We start from the raw sequence: 19238 nt of genomic DNA, 5'->3' as shown, positions 1-19238 counted from the left end.
AGAAGACATCACAAGTCACTAGGATGACTTCGAATAGCCAAGCCGACACGGCGGTAAGCACGGCCTTGCGCGGTGATGTCCGTAATGGTCTAGCTACTATCACTAGTAGAGATTTTCAATTTCACAGGGGACCTAACGTGACCGGCGATAATCAGGGCCTCGTGACAGTCTTTGCACTCTTTACTGAAAGGCCATGAGGCGATCGACTGGCAGAAGTTGCCATTATACTTGCGACATGCTTCACACCCCGTCCCCGGTTAGGGCTAACGTCTCGCCATATGCGGTTGACTTAGCAGCCCAAGCAATGTCTGCCCGGAGGATCGTAATCTATGCCGGCGCGGGCATTAGCCTGTCCCGGCCAACTAACCTCCCGACGGGTGCTGTTCTCGCCGAACGTCTACACACACGGCTCAGGATAGCGTTCCCGGCCCTCCAGGCCGTTGACCCATGGGATCTTCTTGCTGTTGCAGATGAAGTCGCAGCGCTTCCCGGCGGCGAAAGCGCCTTGCGTCAAACATCCGCGATAGCGGCAAACTTCAAGTCGGCTAAACCTGGCCATGCTCACCGCATCTTGGCGCATCTCTTGCTCGAAGGAGCCATCGATGTCCTCACTACGAATTGGGATAATTGCATAGAGCGAGGAGCCGGAGAGGAACGCCTGCCCACAATTACCAGCAGCCGCGATCTAGTGGATGTCACACCACCCTCGATTCTCAAGATTCACGGCTGTGCATCTCAGCCGAGTACGTTGCTCGTGACGAGCAGCCATCTAGAAGAGCCACCGCCTTGGGTACGGGAACAGACGCACGCGCGGCTCGGCAATTCCGTTGTGGTGTTTATCGGAATCGGTGACGTCGCTGGGTATGTAAAGAAGCGCATCAAAGAAGCAATCCAGGAAGTTGAATCCGTCGACAATATTCGGGTTGTCGCGCCAAATATACAGTCCGACTGGGAGACCTCCCAGTGGAAGACCGTCGCGCCGAACCTTCAGGACGACTACAAGATAGCCGCAACGGCAGACGAATTTATGGAGCAGATGGCTTCGGCCTACATTATGGGCCGACTGGACGAGCACAGCGCCGGCCTGTCATCGGATCAAGAACTCAAATCTGATTTAGACAAGGCAATCGACGGGTTGTTGGAGTCCGACGCGCTATCGGTACTTCAGTGGGCCCGTGAGGTCGACATTGAACCACGTGCTGGAGAGGCGGTCCTCAAGAGCCCGGAGCTGGCTAAAGTGCTTATAGCTTTGGGACGTCTCACCGGGGACACAGCTCGGCTCGGCCGGAATCAAGTGTTCGACAGTGGCCCAGGCCCCATCGAGCTATTGATAGCGACGCGTACGGTGCCGATGCGGCATCTCGTCCAAGCGGCGGAGTACCGCTTGCAGGCCCATGCCAACAAGGGTGGGCCTTATCCGCGATTCGTCGTTGCGGGCGGCGTGGGGCCGATCCCAAAGCTACGAGGATTACCCAGCAACATCCTCGGAGATCTAGATGAACTGGACATCGTGGATGGGCCTCTCTCGTTGGCGCCCGACATCACACAGGCAGACGAGGTGATTGCGGCGTGACGGCCATCTCATTGTGGAACCGATCCGACAGCGAACTACTCGGCTTCACTCGGACGGTACTATCTGACCAGGGTTTCCAGGTCGAGACTTTGAATCAGGAGGTCGACCTGCTCCTAGCGGAGAATGATTATTTTGTGGTTGCAGTCGCGGCTATGAACACTATTCAAAATCTCATACTGGCAGAACCACTTGTATCCGAGGCGCTCTCCCGACGCCTCGGGACTGTCCCTCTTGGGCCGAAAAAGTGGGACACGTACCTCGTCCTACTCACGCAAGAGAAGTCGACCGAAGATGACGCCTCAACTCGCGACCTGTACGCCATCAATCACGATACATCTCGGGTGCGTCGCATCGCTCACACCGGCGTCGATCCAACCCTGGATGCGGCGAGGCAGGCGCTGTCACCATTTATCGAACCTATGAGCCCGGCGACACCTGTAGCACTCAACAACGCGCTTGAGTCACTACTGCAAACACTCATCGCACACGGCGTCGGCCAAGATTTTGCGCAACGTGCCGTCACTGCTTTCGAACAGGGGGCATCTCTGGATGACGTCCTTTAGGCCCACCATTGAGCGACTCCGTATTGAAGCGTTTCGCGGTTTCCGTGACGCGCGTGAGTTCGATCTTTCGGCATCTGCCGTCGTGGTCACGGGACCAAATGGAACCGGTAAGACAAGCTTTTTCGATGCGCTGCAGTGGGTCCTGCTAGGCAGGATCGAACGGCTCGAAGTTCTTCGATCACGGCGAAATGTTGAGCACGTCGTAAACCAGTATCGTATCGGTGGAAAAGCTTCGGTCGAGATCGATCTGAGCCTTCCGGATGGCCGGGTGATGCTGCGGCGCACTGGCGATCAAGGCGGAAGTACCCTTGAACTTAGTCGAGACGGCGTATCAACCGCGTTTGGTGAGGAAGCAGAGGCAAAGCTTCGACGCATCTTATTGCCCGACACTCAACTGACTCTCCATTCGGCACTAACCACTTCTGGTCTAATGCAGCAAGACGTGCTGCGGAGCGTGCTGGAGGCCAAACCAGCTGAACGGTACCGGCAGCTAAGCACGGTTCTCGGATTGGGCGCGCTTGAGGACTTTGAGGACGCGACCAAATCCGCCGCAAAGCAAGCGGCTGATCGTGAGGGACAAGCCCGAGCTGAGCACTCCAGGATACTAGTTGCACTGAAGCAAGCCCAGGATCGACTTGAGACCGCGCGAGCACGATTGGCGAGCCGGCCCCAAATCGATGCCGTCCGTAATGAAGTCCTCGAAAGACTAAGGGGAACGCCCGCCGGCATGTCCCTAAACGAGTCCGAGGTGAAGCTGGATTCGCCAGAAGATGCTCGACTCGCTGCGACAGCGTTTGGCAAGGCGGCCGACCTAGTAGACACCTCTCGCGAGCTCGTCCGCCGTGCAATACAGCTAAATGAAGGCCTGGAAGGTCCAACTAGCCCTGGCACGATTGAGGCACTGCGTGAAGAAGCTGAACAAGCGAAATTACGAAAAGACGCCGCCGGAGCATTAAGAGGAGCAGCGCAATCAGAGTTGAACGCTGCGCGGCTGACCGCTGTCGAAGTGGCCAAGTTGGCTGCGCTTGCAATACCCATGTTGTCGGATAATTGCCCGGTGTGCAGTCAGCCGATTGACCGTGAGCATGTGGAACGCGATCTCATCGAGCGCGCAGAGGCAACCGGCACCCTTCTGGAACTGGAGAAATCGTTCGTTGAGCGCGCGAATGCTTTCAGTGAAGCCTCAATTGCGGCCTCTGAAGCTGCAGACGCGCTTGCCGAGGCAGAGCAACAGGCTGACCGCTGGCATGCAAGCAGCGACGCAGACCAGGCAGCCAGCGATGCCATAAAGGCTCTCGCCACGGACATCTCTTTCGTGAAGTTCGATTCATACGCTTCCGACTCTTTTGTTTCGGTTGCTGTTCCAGCCTCTGAATATTTCCGCGCAGGGCGCCGGGCCCTACTTGACCTATTGGAGACTTTCGACAGGCAAAACGACCAAAACGCGATAGAGCGAGACGTTGCGGAATACACAACTCTCGAGGGGGCTCTCGCTGACGCAGAGGCACACTTGGCAACCCAAGCTGCCCGTTCCGAGAAGCTCCGGGTGCTCTCTGACAAGACCCTTGAGGCCCGGGTTGAAGTCACTGAGAAGCGGCTGCGGTCCATTCAACCATTGGTAGCCGACATCTTCCACCGACTGGACCCGCATCCCGCCTTCAAGACTGTCGAGTTCGAACTGGATACCTACTATCGAAGGGGGACTACGAGCCCCTTGGTGATTGATCAGGTGGCGGGCATAGCAGCCGACCCGCTCCTGATCTTCTCGACGTCGCAGGCCAACATCGTTGCTTTGTCCTATTTCATCGCGATGAGCCTGTCGATGGACGATAGCGGACTACCCTTCCTACTGCTGGATGACCCAGTCCAGTCGATGGACGACGTAAATGTGCTCGGTTTCGCTGACTTGTGTAGGCACCTCAGGCTGCGGCGACAGCTAATTGTGTCTACTCATGAGCGGCGGTTATCTGGGCTGCTTGAACGAAAGCTGGCGCCTAGATCTGAAGGCGCCAGGACGAGAATTATCAGGTTTACAGGGTGGGACCGCAGTGGACCCACAGTCGATGAGCGAGACGTCGATGGGCAGATGCTGGAGGAGCCGATTCGGCTTCTCCGTCGAGTCATCTGACCTCAAGCTAGAACCTTGGAGTCCGGGAGATGTCGAGTCTTCAGGGCTGGACCGAAAGTGGCGAGTGAAGCGCAGCGAGAGAATCCTCTTATCTCGGAACACTAGGTGCAGCGTCGCCGAGGGCGCTTCAACACTGCTGCACCCAATATAGGGTGGGGCTCGAATCAGGAGCGCCGCTGCTGCGTCGCCCCTGATTGGAAGCACGAGGACATCCTGCGCAACACGATGTTTATGGGACTGGCGGTAAATGCTCTCGGCAAGATGACACCTGAGCAGACCTAACTCCGTTTAGGAATACCTAGCCGGCTGAGTTCGTGGAAGGTGTACTAGGCGTGGAAGATGACGCGCATCTAATTTGCCGGCATCGCTGCAGACTTTAAACGGCAAGTCGTCCAGATCGCTCAGTAGAACTGCACTTCTCCTCCACCACCAGTCCACTCGCACTTGGTGCAGCGCAGATAACCATAGCCGGTCTCGCGTCTGGGATCAGGTACTGCAAACTTTTCCATATCACCGATGCCAGCACCACATTCGGGGCAACCCGCGTACGGACCATAGCCTTCCATGAAAGCAATGTCGATACCCCAAGTGTCCAAGGTACTCTGCACCGCTTTGATCAACCGTGCACCGTGCTCCAGCCCGAGAATTTCCCGAGCGATCATCTCTCGCGCGGGCTCAGTCCGGCCATCGATGTATTTCTTGTAGGCGAGAGTGGTGGGCAATGGAGTGTCATCTAGGACAACGATGAGAAAGCACTCCTCATCAACCCGAAATTTACCCCACGCGGCTTGCCTTTCTGCTGTCACCCAGTCGGACTTAGCTGCGGTTGAAGACCAAAAAAGAACGAACACGTCAATTGTCTCGAGTGCCGCTTCGATTCGTCCGGGTATCACCTCGCCATTGAGTATGCTCAATTCGTCGAAAAAGGGTTCTGCACCCATCAACATCAGTTCGCCCTGCACCTGGCGGACAATTGCCTTATCGTCGCTCTGGTGAGACAAGAAGATTCTCTGCATCCTGCAATCCTAGTGTTAGACCCTTCGTGCTACTGCGTGCGGTCCTCGGCTCCTCGTCGACCACAGTGGAGTTTCCTAGATTGAGGAAACGCCCCGTTACCAACCGTGGTCGACCAACATGGTTTGCAAGGCGAAGGCGCGCCTGGCCAAAGCCGGACGCGCCCTTTCTGTGCCTTGAGCCAAACGCCGTGAGTCAAGGCCGCTGATTTCAGTCGACGCGCACAGGTTGCTTTTCACCGTCCGACGATTCCACACTGGGGTGAGCGTCCCGTTTCCGGTGATTCATCCAGCACCCAACCGCAAGAACCGCCACAAGCGCAAACGTGCTCAGGAGCTGCGGGCGGGACTCCTCACCGATGAAGCCCACCGTAAAGATCGCCGCCAGGATGACAAGACCCACGGCCGTCAGCCACGGGAAGCCGGGCATCCGGAGGGGAAGCGTTGTTCCTTCACGGTCGGCGCGGAGGCGCAGCGCCAACTGGGCGAGCAGTGCGGATGTCCACACCAGCAGGCAGGTCGAACCCACGATGTTGAGCAGGACGCCGAGGACCATTTCGGGGAAGGCCAGCTCCAGTACCACCGTGACAATGCCGAAGGCCACACTGGCCAGCACGGCAGCAACCGGAACCCGGGCCTTGGACACCGAAGCGAGCCACCGGGGCGCCTCACCACGCTCGGCGAGGGAGAACGCCATCCGCGAGGCGCCGTAGAGGTTGGCGTTCAACGCGGAGAGCAGAGCCGCGACGGCCACTAGGGTGATGGCGGTCGCCGCACCGGGCATGCCGGCAGCGTCGAGTACAGCGGCGAACGGGCTCTTCAGCCCTGCAGAACCCACGGGAACCACCGCAGCGATCACGAAGATGGCGCCGATGTAGAACACTAGGATGCGCCACAGCACCGTGCGGACTGCCTTCTTCACGCTGCGGGCCGGCTCCGCAGTCTCGGCTGCCGCCACGGACACGATCTCGGTGCCGCCGAACGCGAACGCCACCACGAACAGCGCCGTCGCAATCCCGCCGAAGCCACTGGGCGCGAAGCCCTCCCCCATGAAGTTACGCAGGCCCGGCGACTGTACGCCCGGAATTAGGCCGAACAGCAAGGCAAAGCCCACCAGCAGGAACGCCACGATCGCCGCCACCTTGAGCAGCGCGAACGAGAACTCGAACTCGCCGAAGTTCTTCACGCTGGTCAGGTTCACGGCGGTGAGCACCACGATGAACACCAAGGCCATCAGCCACACCGGCAGCGCCGGGAAGATGGTGGCCAGCAGGCCTGCGGCGCCGAGCGCTTCGGCGGCGATGACCACCACCAGCTGGATCCACCAGAGCCAGCCCACCGTGGCGCCGGCCACCGGCCCGTAGGCCTTGGCTGTGTAGACGGAGAAGGCGCCGCTATCCGGGTTGGCGGCAGCCATCTCGCCCAGCGCCCACATCACCAGGATGATCAGGGTGCCGGCCACGAGGTAGGAGATCAGCACGGCCGGACCGGCGGCCTGGATACCGGCGCCGGAGCCGATGAACAGGCCGGCGCCGATGGCGCTTCCCAGGCCCATCATCGTGAGCTGGCGGGGTTTGAGGGCTGCGCCGAGTGGGCGGGCAGACGTCTTTGTCTGTTGTTCCATGGGGATTCCTCTTACTTGTCGGTCGAACGGAAGGAGAAAAGGATCAGGAAGTGGTAAGGGATGCGTAGTCTGCGAGGAGCCGAAGCACGCGGTTGTTGGAGACGGGGTCGGCAACGGTGATCCGCACGCCGTCGCCCTGGTAGGCCCGGACCAGGATGCCCGCGGCGTTGAACGCGTCCACCAGCAAGGCCAGAAGCGGGGCATCGGCACGGACCCACAGGAAGTTGCCCTGGGTCGGCTGCAGCTTCCAGCCCTGGGCCTCCAGCTCCGCGGCCATCCGGATGCGTTCCTGCTTCACCAAGGAGACCCGGGCTGCCATCTCCTCCCCCGCGTCCAGAGACGCGATAGCTGCCTTCTGCGCCAGCGCGCTTACGGCAAACGGCAGGGCGGTGCGGCGCAAGCCTTCGGCGATCGCCGCCGTCGCAATGGCATACCCGACCCGCAGTCCGGCGAGCCCGTAGGCCTTGGAGAAGGTACGCAGGATGCAGACGTTCGGGTACCGGCGGTAGAGCGCCAGGGAATCGGGGCCGCTGCCGGCGTCGGCGTACTCCACGTAGGCCTCGTCGATCACCACCAGGACGTCGGAGCGGACGGACTGCAGGAAGGCCTCGAGGCGGTCGTGGCTGATCGGCACGCCGGTGGGGTTGTTGGGCGTGCAGAGCAGGATCACCTTGGTGCGGCCGGTGACGGCGGCGGCCATGGCATCGAGGTCGTGGCCCTCGGCGTCGTCCAGCGGGACGCGGACCGGCCGGGCGCCTGCCAGCTCCACCAGGATGGGGTACGCCTCGAAGGAGCGCCACGCGAAAACCACCTCGTCCCCGGCGTCGCACAGTCCGGTGATGATCTGCTGCAGGACGCCCACGCTGCCGGGCCCCACCGCCACCTCCTCAGCGGTGACGCGCAGGTGCCGGGCGATCCGTTCGCGGAGTTCGACGGCGGCCATGTCCGGGTAGCGGTTCATCCTGCCGGCCGCCTCGGCCACCGCGGCGGTGGCGGCGGGCAGGGGCTCGTAGTGGCTTTCGTTGCTGGCGAGGGCGGCGATGTCCGCGCCCGCGCTGCGCCGGCCGGGGACGTAGGACGGAAGGCCGGCAACTGCGCCGCGCAGGGTGGGCAATGCAGTTTCGGGAGCGGCCACAAGCTGATCACTGGTCATGAAGTCCGATGATGGAAGTGACCCGGACCACAATGCAAGGTAGGCTCCGGTGCTTGGGACTTCTGCTCAACTTCTAGTACCTCTGGTGAAAATATGACCATCACAAACCCTCGCACCCTCGATTCCCTCGACGGCAGGATCATCCTTGCCCTGGACAACGACCCCGAAGCCAGCGCCCTGGCACTCTCCCGGACCCTCGGCGTCGCACGAAACACCGTCCACGCCCGGCTGGCGCGGCTGGAGCGCAGCGGCGCGCTCCGGTCCTTCAGCCGCAGGCTGGACCCCGCCGCGCTGGGCTACGAGCTGATGGCCTTCCTCTCGCTGTCCATCAGCCAGACGCGGACCGGATCGGTGGAGAACGGGCTCGCCGCGATCCCGGAGGTCATCGAGGTGCACGCCACCACCGGCGACGCGGACCTCATTGCCAAGGTGGTGGCCCGCGGCACCGCCGACCTCTACCGCATCACCAACGAGATCCTGGAGATCGAAGGCATCGAGCGGACCAGCACGGCCATCTCCATCCTGGAACTCATGCCGCCCCGCTACGACGGGCTGATCAGCCGGCTGTCCGAGCAGGAAGGCCACCCGGCGGACTGACCGCATCGGGCGGCGTACGTCGCTGCGGCTCCCCGGCGGGAAGGGCACGCCGCTACCCTCGCCTCCGCATGCCCGGTGAGAGCATACTGAACGCATGCCAACCTTCCGGCTGTCCACGTTTGCAGCGGCGCCGCCGGAGCGTGTCTTCGCCACCTGGACCGATGCCGACAGGTTCCATGAATGGATCGGCGGAGTCACCGGCGTCACCGACCGCGTCGGGCCGGCCGGTGAGGCCGGCAGCCGCTACACGGTGCAGTTCGGGCGGATGATGAGCCGCACCGAAGTCCTCGCGGCCGAGCGGCCCCGCCACATCCGCACCCGCTTCGGCAACGCCATTCTGAAGGGCGAGTCGGACGTGACCTTCACCCCCGATGGCGCGGGCACCCGTATTGACCAGGTGTTCACGACCCGCGGGTTCGTGTCCTCGATTTTCGGCTGGATCTTCGCAACGGGCTCGTACCGGGGCAGCTTCAAGGGTGAGCTGGAGACGTTCCGGGCACTCGTTGAGCGGGAGGCGTGATACCCGCCATAGGTGGGCGTATTGTCACTTTCCAACTCGTCTGCTGCCAAAAGTCCCAGCCGAATCCCGCGGTATTGCAAACGTGAGATGCAGGCCACACGATGCCTGCATGACTTCACTTACCGTCTCGGGCCGCGTGGCACAGGTTCTCAGCAGCTATGTCAGCGACATCTTCGGCGTCATGGGCAACGGGAACGTCTACTTCCTGGACGCCGCGGAGCAGCAGGGTCTGCGCTTCACGCCTGTCCGGCATGAGGGCGCCGCCATCGCTGCGGCCGACGCCTACTACCGCGCCTCGGGACGGCTCGCCGCGGGCACCACCACCTACGGCCCCGGCTACACCAACGCGCTCACCGCCCTGGCCGAGGCGGTCCAGGCGCAGATCCCCGTGGTGCTGGTCACCGGCGACGCCCCCACCAGCGGCGCCCGGCCCTGGGACGTGGACCAGGCCGCCATCGCCGTCGGCCTCGGCGCGGCCACATTCACCGTCACCCGCGACGCCGCGGGCGCCATCACTCGGCAGGCGGCGGAGTACGCACTCACCCGGCGCACCGCCGTCGTGCTTGCCATCCCCTACGACCTCGCCGCGCTCGAGGCTGAGGATGAGGACCTTCCCGAGCCGGCGGCTTTGGAGGTGACGGACGACGGCGACACGGACCTTGCGCGGGTGGCGCGCCTTCTCGGCGGGGCACGGCGGCCGCTGATCCTGGCCGGCCGGGGTGCACACCTCGCCGGTGCCGGCCCGGAACTCCGCGAACTCGCCGACCGGCTCGGCGCACTGACCGCCGGAACCGCCCTGGCGCTCAACCTCCTCAATGGCGAGGGGTACCTGGGCGTGGCCGGCGGTTTCGGCACCGACACCGCGGCCGGGCTCATGGGCGACGCCGACGTGGTCCTGGTGGCCGGGGCCAGCCTGAGCCCGTTCACCATGCGGTTCGGACACCTGATCGGCCCGGATGCCACGGTCATCCAGATCGACACTGCGGTGGAGCCGACGAATCCGCGGGTGGATGTGTTTGTCCAGGCGGACGTGAAAGCCGCTGCTGGCCGGCTGTTGTCTTTGGTTGAAGGAGGGGCTGCGGCTGTTGCTTGGCGCGAGGAAGCTTCCATGCGCCTGGTTGCTGGGCCTGGGCATGAGGCCGGAACCACCGAGACTCCTGACGGCCGGCTGGATCCCCGCGCCCTGGCCGCCGCGCTCGATCACGTCCTGCCGGAGCACCGCACGGTGGTGCAGGACGGCGGGCACTTCATCGGGTGGGCGCCCATGTACTGGAACATCCCGCGGCCGCAGGACCTGGTTATGGTGGGGACCGCGTTCCAGTCGATCGGTCTGGGACTGGCGAGCGCCGTCGGGGCAGCGCGTGCTGTGGAGGACGGCCGCACCCTGGTGCTGGCCTCGGGCGACGGCGGTTTCCTGATGGGCCTGTCCGACTTCGAATCACTGATCGGCGCCGCCCACAGCGCGATCGTTGTGATTTACAACGACGCTGCCTACGGCGCCGAAATCCACCAGTACGGCTCTCAGGGCCTGACCGAGAAGCCGATGCGGATCCCCGAGGTGGACTTCAGCGGTGTTGCCCGGGCTCTGGGTGCCGAGTCTGCTGTGATCCGGTCGCTCGGCGACCTATCTGCACTGCAGGACTGGATTGATGCCGGCGCCCAAGGCACCTTCGTGGCCGACTGCCGGGTCACGTCCTCCGTCCGGGCGCCATGGTTGACCGAATGGATGAACGCGACACGGGCTGCAAAGGCGGCCGTGGCGGGGTAGCGGTAGCCCGATCAGGCAGGCTCCAGTTTGAGGTTGGAACTTGTAAGCCCGAAATAGGTCTAGAGATGCAACGGCCTGAGCCTGGAATTTAATAGGGCTCAGGTCGCCGCCCTTCCTCACCAAGGACTAGGCTAGGAAAACTCCGCGCCTTCCCACGTTAGGATGGCACCTTTGGCTGGATTTTACGCAACCACACGGCGAGGCACTCCAAGGATGGCGCAAGCGTCTCCAAAACCTCTTGGCGACTGATATGCATAACTCGGTTTCGAGCCAGGCGGGCATCATTCAAGCTACGAAGGCATTTTTCCCTATTTAGGGCCAAGCCCGGATGGGCACTCGCAAAATAGCTAGTCCATACTTCTGGATAACTTATGCACTTCATATAGTCCGAGAACATGAGCGACTCCACGAAACGCTCACTGCCGCCCTGCCCCGCCGGACGGATTTCTTCGGGCTTGAATAGATTTCCAGACCCATCAGTAGCGGCGATGCTGTTGATATTGCCAACATTGTTCATAGCCTCTCGAAGTTCTTGGTCGGGCACTTGATCAAGAATGTTTCGCATAAGCTCCTCAATTTCATGCACGCGGAGGAACATTTGAGCGATCGAGTTTAGGTGCACGGCTAAATCGTGGGTCGTATAGATCTGCACGACGCAGCCATCTGGATTACGACCGTATATGAAGCCGTGCTGCAATATGGCCGGTATCCAGTCTGAAAGCTTCTCGTTCGTGAGCACCACAGGTACCTGCGTCTGCGCGAGTTCGACCAATCGCGTCTCATGCGAAGCGACGTCCATTGTGCAATCGGTAAGTGTAACTGTCCCGATAAGAGTCGAGCGGTCGACGTCATCGAAGAACAGTGGCATCTTGGTGCGCCCCTTGGCCTTCATCAACTCGACGGCTTGCTCAACAGTCATACCGTAGGTGAGGACATCTAGTTCTTCGGCGTCGGACTTCAGAGAGGAAATGAAGCTACCTATTGGGTTGGCAGCGGACGTTTGAGTCAGCGACTGATCCGTTTCGGACTGCTCTAGTCCATTCTGTCTTTGCGGCGGCGCAGACTTGAGTCGGCGAATTAGGACGTTCCCGTAGTAGTCAGCATCTTCAATCGAAGGAAACATTTCCAGCCCACGCCTGGCAAGTTCAGCAGCAATGAGTCCGTTGACTATAGCCCCCCGCCGTTCACGTCCGAAAAATTCGAGGAAAGCTGTGGCTCTAACAGAACGCTCATCGTCACCGTGTATTTCGAATGGATCGTACGACTGTTCGCTGTCTTCGAAACTCTCATCCGCGCCCGTCTCAGACTCAATGCCAACTTCCAACTCTTGTGCGCTCGACACACCATCCCCCTATTGATTGCACCAGTACGTCTATTTGGGCCGTCATCGCCCGAAGACAAATATGCCACACCAGCATCACAGGGCACGGAAGCTACGTATTTGATGCAGAAAAGCCGATGTTCCTGCAAGCCCGCCCATGATATTGCGGACGCGAGGTAAACTCCTAGCTCAATCGGCTGCGCGATCTGACCTCTTATCAGATGACTTCGCGTGGAGAGTGCACGTGCTGGACCTCGCCTAGCAACGATGGGCGGCGTCGCCCATCGGAGCGGCCGCACAGTACGCCCCATTAAGGCATTCGAGCTGCAGTTAACCGGGGCTTGGCCCCGCAGTACAGCATCACGTTTCGGGCCCCGAGCAGAACGTCGGCTTGCAGCAGCCCCAGTGAACCCGTGGCCTGAAAGATCATGGCCGGCGGACTGGAAGCCCTCGTGGACCTGCGGTTTCCCGCCATTCCCGGCTGGGACGTGGCAGGCGTCGTGGAGTCGGTAGGTATCGACTCCAGGCAGTTCCAGCCCGGCGATCAAGTAATCGCCCACTGGCGCAAGGACTAAGCCCACGGCGGCAGTTTCACCGGTACATCGCGCTGCCGGACCGCGCACTGGCGAAGAAGCCCGCCAAGCTCTTGTACTGGATCATCCGGCTGGGCGTGAAGCACGGCCTGCGTTCGTACTACGCGGAGAACACCCGTGAGACGGGCATGGAGGCACCACAGCCCCGCGGCCTGGGTTAGTCCACGCTCTCCCCCACCCGGGGCGACCTGCAGCAGGCCATCAGCCCGAACCGCACCCGCCAGTGGGCGCACACCACAGATTGCCGCTGCCACAGGCCACGGATACTGAAGAACGCCGTATTTTGTCGTAGGTCCGGCTTAGGATTTCTTCCATGAGGATTGCCGTTGCAGGGGGAACCGGTACAGTGGGCCGCCACGTCGTGGCCATCGCCAGGGAACGCGGGCACGAGGTGGCCAGCCTCAGCCGCGCGGAGGGAGTGGACCTGGTCAACGGGCGCGGTCTCGATCAGGCACTCCAAAATGTTGAAACCGTCATCGACGTCTCCGGCATCCAGGCCATGTCCACCAAGAAGGCCGTGGATTTCTTCACCAACGCCACCCAGAACCTGCTGTCGGCCGGGAAGAAGGCGGGTGTAAAGCACCATGTGGCGCTGTCCATTGTGGGCATCGACAAAGCCAATTCAGGACTGTACGCCGGGAAGCTGGTGCAGGAAGACGAAGTCAGGCACGGCGGCATTCCCTGGACCCTCCTCCGGTCCACCCAGTTCCACGAGTTCGTCCCGATGTCCATCAAGGCCGCATCAGTGGGCCCGCTGGTCTTCGTTCCCACGATGGTCACCCAACCGGTGGCGGCAAGGGAGGTGGCCGCGGCCCTGGTGGACGCGGCCGAGGCTGGGCCGCAGGGACGCATCCCGGACCTCGGCGGCCCGCGGACCGAACAGCTGAAAAGCCTGGTCGCGGCCTACCTCGCCAAGACGCAGCAGAAGAAACGGATCGTTCCATTGCACCTTCCCGGCCCCATGGGCAAGGCCATGCGCAACGGCTCCCTGATCCCGCTGCCGGGATCCGCCGTCGGACGCCAGACGTACCTGGAGTGGCTCGACGCCATCGAAGCCGCCTGAAAGCCGAGGCTGCCCCGCCCTACCCGTCCTCCAGCTCCCAGTCCTTGACGTCCGCCAGCGGGGCGAAGACGGAGGGGTCCAGCTCCCCGAATTCCAGGTTGTTGCGGACAAGGTGCGGCCAGTTCCGGTTGGCCAGGGCCCCCTTGCCCAGCGCGACAACGTCCGCTGAGCCGTCGGCCAGCATGGACGCGGCCGTATCCGGATCGTCGAGCTTGCCGTTGGCGATCACCGGCACCCCGGAGTACCGCTTGGCCAGCGCAGCCAGGGTCTCCTCCGCATCCGCGAACGCAGGCTCGGCGGCACGGTATTCGGCGGTGTGGAAAAAATCGATCCCCGTGGCGCCCAGGGTGCCGAAAATGACCTCCGCTTCGGCCACTCCCCCGCCCCATTTGTGCTCGGTGTCGCTGACCTTGGCCTGGGAGATGCGGATACCCACCGTCATATCCGGGCCAACGGCCTCGCGGACGTCGTGGCAAATCTCAGCGGCAAGCCGCACCCTGTTTTCCGGTGAGCCGCCGTACCGGTCGTCGCGCTGGTTCAGGTAGTCCGTGAGGAACTGGTCCAGCAGGTACCCGTTGGCACCGTGGATCTCCACGCCGTCGAACCCGGCCTGCTGCGCGTGCAGCGCCGCCGTGACGAACCCGTCCCGGACCTCTTTCATCTGGGACAACGTGATCGCGGAAGGAACGGGATACGGACCTTCGCCGCGGTAAAACCCCAGCTGCTCCCCCTTCGGTGCCACCGCCGAGGGCCCCACCGAGGAGGTCACATACCGGTTCCCCTGGCTCTGTGCCCCCGCGTGCATCAGCTGCGCGAAGATCTTCGACCCCGCCTCGTGAACGCCGTCCACGACGTTCGCCCAGGACCTGGCCTGCTCCTCCGTCGCGATGCCCGGCTGGAAGTGGTAGCCCTGGCTGTGGGCGGTGTCCGGGTAGATGCCTTCCGTAATCAGCAGCCCAAAGCCGCCGCGCGCAAAGTTCCGGTAGTAGGACGCCATTCTCTCCGTGGCATGTCCGTCCTCGGTGGCGCTGATCCGCGTCATGGGAGCCAGTGCCACCCTGTTGTCCAGCTGGGTGGCACCGATCCGGATGGGTGACCAGAGCGGGGAATAATCAGTCATTCACAATCTCCTTGATAGTGTTCGGGGTCCGGCAACAGCCCGGCCGCCCGTGCGGGCAGGCCCGCGTTGGCCGGATCCGCTGCGTACGCCTGCCGGCGCCTTCGCAGCCGGTCCACAACCGACGCGTCAGTGAAGCAGCCGAGCACAGCGGACCAGAGTTCTTCGACGGTCTGGCACTGCCGGAAGGCCCCGGCCGCACCGGTCATCAGCCAGCCGTCCTTAAGCGCGGTCACTTTCGGGGCGCCCGGGAGACCGGTGCAGACAGCGTTGACCGTGGCTGCCACGATCAGATGTTGCCGCATGGTCCGCACCGGCCCCAGGGCAGGGTCCGCCACGGTGGTCCTTCCGCAGGCACCGCACATGTCGCTCCCCTTCCTTACGGCATCACGTCGCCGGAGTTGGGCCCCAGCGTCTGCCCGACGAACAGGTTTCCCCCGGGGTCGCTGGCCAGCAGCACGGCGGCAGGCGCCACTTCCTCCGGTGTCCCGAACCGGCCCAGCGGAAGCTCGGCGCGCTTCGCGGCCTTCCAGCTTTCCGAGATGCCCTCCACCAGGGGCGTCTCGATGGGCCCCGGGGCGATGCAGTTGACCAGCACATTGTCCGCCGCCGTTTCCAGGGCCAGGGCTTTGGACAGGCCCACGACGCCGGCCTTGGCCGCACTGTAATGCGTCAGCCCCACGCCGCCCTTGATGGCCAGCTGGGAGGCGATGTTGATGATGCGGCCCCACTTCCGCTGCCGCATCTCCCCCACCACCTCCCGGCAGCACAGGAACACACCCGTCAGGTCCACCGTGAGGGTCTCGTTCCACATGGCCAGGGACATGTCCTCCAGCGGGGACTCCGTCAGCAGGCCCGCACTGTTGACCAGGACGTCGATGCCGCCCAGCCTGTCCCGGGCCTCGGCGAAGGCCGCCCGCACGCTGGCTTCATCGGCAACGTCCACGCGGATGGTGCCAGCCCCTCCGGCCCGGTCCAGCACGGCCACCCGGTCCCCGTTGGCCAGGAAGGCCTCGGCAATGGCCTTGCCGATCCCGCTGGAACCGCCGGTGACCACCACCCCGCGGCCGTTGCCGGGTTGGGTACCACCGGAAGCTTGGTCAGCAGTCGATGTGTTCATGGTGTCCTTTCGTTGTGAGGCGGCTGTCGGGGCGCCGTCAGGCGCGCATCTTCACGGTGAGTCCGCCGTCAACCACCAGCGCCTGGCCCGTGATGTAGCGGGACTCGTCGGAGGTGAGGAACCCGATCACGCTGGCCACTTCCTCCGGTTTGCCCACCCGGCCCCAGGGGATGTCGTTCCCGGCCCGGTGCAGCCCCTCGGGGCCCAGGGAGTTCACCGGGTCCAGGGACTGTGGGGTTTCGATGAGGCCCGGGATCACGGCGTTGGCGCGGATCTGCCGCGGGCCGAGTTCCACGGCCACGCTGCGGACCAGGCCCAGCACCCCTGCCTTGGCCGCGGCGTAGTGGGCGTGTTCCTCCCACCCGTACACCCCGCCGGCGATGGACGAGACCGCAACCAGCGCGCCGCCGTCGGTCATTCTCTCCGCCCCTGCGCGCAGCGTGCGCAGCACGCCGGTGAGGTCCACGTTGAGCATGTCGTGCCAGCGCTCATCGGTCATCTCGCCCAGCGGGGAGTTGCGGAGGATCCCCGCGTTGGCGATGGCGTAGTCCAGCCGCCCGTACTCGTCCACGGCCCGCTGGGCCAGGGCGTCCACCGAGGCGGTGGTGCGGACGTCCACCTCGTGGATCACCGCCTCACCGTTGGCCTCCTTGACCAGCCGGAGGGTTTCCTCCGGATCGTGGGGATCGCCCGGGAAGGTGCCGATGACGGACACCACCCCCTGGCGGGCGTAATGGACGGCGAGGGCACGGCCGATGCCGCTGGCGGCACCGGTGATGATGGCGACTCTGTTAGGCGACGTCATGGGGGTGGTCCTCCATCAGGGCTTCAGCAGGGGGCTTGGCGGCGATCATCAGGAGCCCGGAGACCAGGGTTCCCAGGGCGCCGACCCACAGGGCCGCGGTGCCGGTGCCGGCACCGGCGGCGATGGCGGTGAAGATGGCGCCGCCGAGGATGGTTCCGGGCTGGCTCATGGCGCCGATGAAGGCGGTTCCGGTGGCCCGGCAGCTCACCGGGTAGCACTCGGCCATGAAGTACTGGATGGCCGCGTACGGACCCACCAGGAAGAACAGGCCGGCGCCGTAGGTCAGGATGATCATGAACGGGCTGGTGGCGATGGGGCTGAGCATGATGGAGAAGGAGATGCCCGAGAGGATCCAGCCGCCGATGATGGTCCGCTTCCGGCCGATCTTGTCACCGAGCCAGCCGTGGAAGACGTAGCCGAAGTAGGCCAGCAGGTTGATGACGATCAGCATCCAGAAGGCGTCCGAGAGTTCCACGCCCTTCGCGTTCTTGAGCACGGAGCTGCCCAGGACGCTGAAGATGGTGATGCCGAAGAAGTTCACGATCCAGGCGAGCGAGAAGACAAAGGTGTTCCGGCGCAGGTGCGGCTCCCAGATGCGCTTGAGCGGGGCTGCCGAGGAGTGCTCGACGCCGTACGCGTGGGCCAGGGAGTGCGCGTCTTCAGTCTTTCCGTGCTTTTCCAGCTCGGTCAGCTTGTGGTGCAGTTCGAACTGGGGCGTTTCCTTGAGCTTCCGGGCGATGACCCAGACGATCACGGCGGCCGGGACGGTGGCCATCAGGTACAGGGCACGCCAACCAAGGGAGGGCAGGAAGGCCAGGGCCAGTGCGCTGGCCAGCAGGAAGCCGAGCGGCCAGCCGCCCTGGATGAAGGAGTAGTGGAAGCCGGGGCGCTTGCGCTTGTCCGCGACTTCGGTGACCTGGTAGACCTCGTTCATGTAGGTGGCGTTCACGGCCTGCTCGGAGAATCCGAGGCCGCCGAAGGAACGGACCACCACCAGCATGGCGTTGCTGAAGAACGGGATCCCCGTGGGGATCAGGGCCGTGAGGCCGGAGACGACGGCGGTCCCACCAATGGTGGTCATCATGCCTTTGCGGCGGCCCAGGCGGTCAATGACGGGCCCGATGCCGAAGCAGACGATGGCGGTGCCGACGGCGATCCAGGTGTTGATGGCGTAGGCCTCGGGGGCAGACCAGCCGAATTCCTGCTGCATGGCAGGCAGCAGGGTGCCGAACAGGCCGTAGTCGAAGACGGCCACGGTCCAGGCCAGCAAGGCAAGGACGGTAGCGGTGGTGGTGTGGCGCTTGGAAAAGACCGGGAAGCGGCGCTTCTCGTCCGGGCGGGGCTGCGACAGGTCGACAACCGGTTCTTGGATGCTCATGACTTGTTGTCCTTACGGGGGCTGCGGGAAAGGAAAGAGTCGGCGATCTGGTCGAAGGTGCACCAGGTGACGCCCTCATGGGAGTTGATGTGTTCGATGAGCCGCTCGAGCATGAGCAGCACCTGCGGGCGGCCGGAGACGTCCGGGTGGATGGTCATGGTGAAAACGGCCTGGTCCATTTCGCGGTAAACCCAGTCGAACTGGTCCCGCCACATCTCTTCGATGTCGCGGGGGTTGACGAACCCGTGCGAGTTCGGGGATGCCTTGATGAACATCATCGGAGGCAGGTCATCGAGGTACCAGTTGGCCGGGATTTCCACTAGGTCGGTTTCCTGCCCGCGCTTCAACGGCTCCATCCAGGTCTGGGCGTCCTTGGTGTAGTCGATCTTCTTCCAGGAGTCCCCGACGCGGACGTAGTACGGCTCGAAGTCGCGGTGCATCAGGGAGTGGTCGTACTTGATGCCGCGCTCCAGGAGGATCTCGTTGGTGACCGGCGAGAACTCCCACCACGGCGCAACGTAGCCCGTGGGCCGGCGGCCGGACACCTTTTCAATCAGTTCGATCGCCCGGTCCAGGATGGCGGTCTCCTGCTCCCGGGTCATAGCGATGGGGTTCTCATGCGAATACCCATGCACCCCGATCTCGTGCCCGGCATCCACGATCATCTGGGTCAGTTCGGGGAAGGTTTCGATCGAGTGGCCCGGGACGAACCAGGTGGCCGGGAGGTTGTATTTCTGGAACAACCGGATCAGCCGGGGTCCGCCGACTTCACCGCTGAACAGGCCGCGGCTGATGTCGCACGGGGAGTCCTCTCCTCCGTAGGAGCCGAGCATGCCTGCCACTGCGTCTACGTCCACGCCGAAGGCGACTTGAATGTCCTTAGCCATGAGATTTTCCTTTCA

At 63.1% G+C, this 19238-nt stretch carries 18 protein-coding genes; 8 read left to right on the top strand and 10 right to left on the bottom strand.

Annotated features, from left to right (window positions below):
- Nucleotides 1–235: 235 nt before the first annotated feature.
- The 3 genes from VIK36_RS05720 to VIK36_RS05710 are packed head-to-tail and all read left to right on the top strand — an operon-like array spanning nucleotide 236 to nucleotide 4264.
- On the top strand, nucleotides 236–1573 hold the full coding sequence (locus VIK36_RS05720) for an SIR2 family protein (protein WP_324644432.1): 1338 nt from the start codon (nucleotides 236–238) through the stop codon (nucleotides 1571–1573).
- Complete coding sequence (locus VIK36_RS05715; protein WP_324644431.1) at nucleotides 1570–2136, top strand: hypothetical protein; 567 nt, start codon at nucleotides 1570–1572, stop codon at nucleotides 2134–2136. Before VIK36_RS05720 ends, VIK36_RS05715 begins: the two co-directional genes overlap by 4 nt.
- Nucleotides 2123–4264 (top strand): AAA family ATPase, encoded by a 2142-nt coding sequence (locus VIK36_RS05710; protein ID WP_324644430.1) that lies wholly within the window; start codon nucleotides 2123–2125, stop codon nucleotides 4262–4264. Before VIK36_RS05715 ends, VIK36_RS05710 begins: the two co-directional genes overlap by 14 nt.
- Nucleotides 4265–4665: 401 nt before the next feature.
- On the opposite strand, the gene VIK36_RS05705 is transcribed toward VIK36_RS05710, so the two are convergent.
- From VIK36_RS05705 to hisC, 3 genes are all read right to left on the bottom strand, one after another.
- Complete coding sequence (locus tag VIK36_RS05705) at nucleotides 4666–5280, bottom strand: toll/interleukin-1 receptor domain-containing protein (protein ID WP_324644429.1); 615 nt, start codon at nucleotides 5278–5280, stop codon at nucleotides 4666–4668.
- A 208-nt stretch (nucleotides 5281–5488) separates the two neighbouring features.
- On the bottom strand, nucleotides 5489–6901 hold the full coding sequence (locus VIK36_RS05700) for an amino acid permease (RefSeq protein WP_324644428.1): 1413 nt from the start codon (nucleotides 6899–6901) through the stop codon (nucleotides 5489–5491).
- A 43-nt stretch (nucleotides 6902–6944) separates the two neighbouring features.
- Complete coding sequence (hisC, locus tag VIK36_RS05695) at nucleotides 6945–8054, bottom strand: histidinol-phosphate transaminase (RefSeq protein ID WP_324644427.1); 1110 nt, start codon at nucleotides 8052–8054, stop codon at nucleotides 6945–6947.
- A gap of 93 nt (nucleotides 8055–8147) precedes the next feature.
- Between hisC and VIK36_RS05690 the strand changes: the two genes are divergently transcribed.
- The 3 genes from VIK36_RS05690 (at nucleotide 8148) to VIK36_RS05680 (ending at nucleotide 10939) form a co-directional block, all read left to right on the top strand.
- Nucleotides 8148–8651, top strand: coding sequence for an Lrp/AsnC family transcriptional regulator (locus tag VIK36_RS05690; RefSeq protein ID WP_324644426.1), 504 nt, complete (start codon nucleotides 8148–8150; stop codon nucleotides 8649–8651).
- A 94-nt stretch (nucleotides 8652–8745) separates the two neighbouring features.
- Nucleotides 8746–9171 carry an SRPBCC domain-containing protein gene (locus VIK36_RS05685; protein ID WP_324644425.1) on the top strand — a complete coding sequence of 142 codons (426 nt, stop codon included), beginning with the start codon at nucleotides 8746–8748 and terminating at the stop codon, nucleotides 9169–9171.
- Nucleotides 9172–9280: 109 nt separating this feature from the next.
- Complete coding sequence (locus tag VIK36_RS05680; protein ID WP_324644423.1) at nucleotides 9281–10939, top strand: thiamine pyrophosphate-binding protein; 1659 nt, start codon at nucleotides 9281–9283, stop codon at nucleotides 10937–10939.
- A 157-nt stretch (nucleotides 10940–11096) separates the two neighbouring features.
- On the opposite strand, the gene VIK36_RS05675 is transcribed toward VIK36_RS05680, so the two are convergent.
- Nucleotides 11097–12281 carry a hypothetical protein gene (locus tag VIK36_RS05675; protein ID WP_324644421.1) on the bottom strand — a complete coding sequence of 395 codons (1185 nt, stop codon included), beginning with the start codon at nucleotides 12279–12281 and terminating at the stop codon, nucleotides 11097–11099.
- 407 nt (nucleotides 12282–12688) lie between these two features.
- On the opposite strand from VIK36_RS05675, the gene VIK36_RS05670 reads away from it, so the two are divergent.
- Both VIK36_RS05670 and VIK36_RS05665 read left to right on the top strand, forming a co-directional pair.
- A complete protein-coding gene (locus VIK36_RS05670; protein WP_324644420.1) occupies nucleotides 12689–12835 on the top strand; it encodes an alcohol dehydrogenase catalytic domain-containing protein in 147 nt (48 codons plus the stop codon).
- A 331-nt stretch (nucleotides 12836–13166) separates the two neighbouring features.
- Entirely contained in the window at nucleotides 13167–13916 is a 750-nt protein-coding gene (locus VIK36_RS05665; protein ID WP_324644419.1) for an SDR family oxidoreductase, read from the top strand.
- Between the two features lie 19 nt (nucleotides 13917–13935).
- Here VIK36_RS05665 and VIK36_RS05660 read toward each other — a convergent pair whose 3' ends face one another.
- Genes VIK36_RS05660 through VIK36_RS05635 form a run of 6 tightly spaced genes read right to left on the bottom strand, consistent with a single transcriptional unit; the run spans nucleotide 13936 to nucleotide 19223 of the window.
- Nucleotides 13936–15036 (bottom strand): NADH:flavin oxidoreductase, encoded by a 1101-nt coding sequence (locus VIK36_RS05660; RefSeq protein WP_324644418.1) that lies wholly within the window; start codon nucleotides 15034–15036, stop codon nucleotides 13936–13938.
- Complete coding sequence (locus VIK36_RS05655) at nucleotides 15033–15371, bottom strand: hypothetical protein (protein ID WP_324644417.1); 339 nt, start codon at nucleotides 15369–15371, stop codon at nucleotides 15033–15035. Before VIK36_RS05655 ends, VIK36_RS05660 begins: the two co-directional genes overlap by 4 nt.
- A 41-nt stretch (nucleotides 15372–15412) precedes the next feature.
- Nucleotides 15413–16153, bottom strand: coding sequence for an SDR family NAD(P)-dependent oxidoreductase (locus tag VIK36_RS05650; RefSeq protein WP_324644416.1), 741 nt, complete (start codon nucleotides 16151–16153; stop codon nucleotides 15413–15415).
- Nucleotides 16154–16190: 37 nt separating this feature from the next.
- Entirely contained in the window at nucleotides 16191–16958 is a 768-nt protein-coding gene (locus tag VIK36_RS05645; protein ID WP_324644414.1) for an SDR family NAD(P)-dependent oxidoreductase, read from the bottom strand.
- Nucleotides 16945–18336 (bottom strand): MFS transporter, encoded by a 1392-nt coding sequence (locus tag VIK36_RS05640; protein ID WP_159632693.1) that lies wholly within the window; start codon nucleotides 18334–18336, stop codon nucleotides 16945–16947. Before VIK36_RS05640 ends, VIK36_RS05645 begins: the two co-directional genes overlap by 14 nt.
- Nucleotides 18333–19223: a polysaccharide deacetylase family protein gene (locus tag VIK36_RS05635; protein ID WP_255174695.1), complete on the bottom strand. Its 891-nt coding sequence runs from the start codon at nucleotides 19221–19223 to the stop codon at nucleotides 18333–18335. The genes VIK36_RS05640 and VIK36_RS05635 overlap by 4 nt, the downstream gene beginning before the upstream one ends.
- Nucleotides 19224–19238 lie beyond the last annotated feature (15 nt).

Source organism: Pseudarthrobacter sp. LT1 (genome assembly GCF_035621795.1).
Lineage (GTDB): Bacteria > Actinomycetota > Actinomycetes > Actinomycetales > Micrococcaceae > Arthrobacter.
This window is presented reverse-complemented; position numbering and strand designations above follow the sequence as displayed.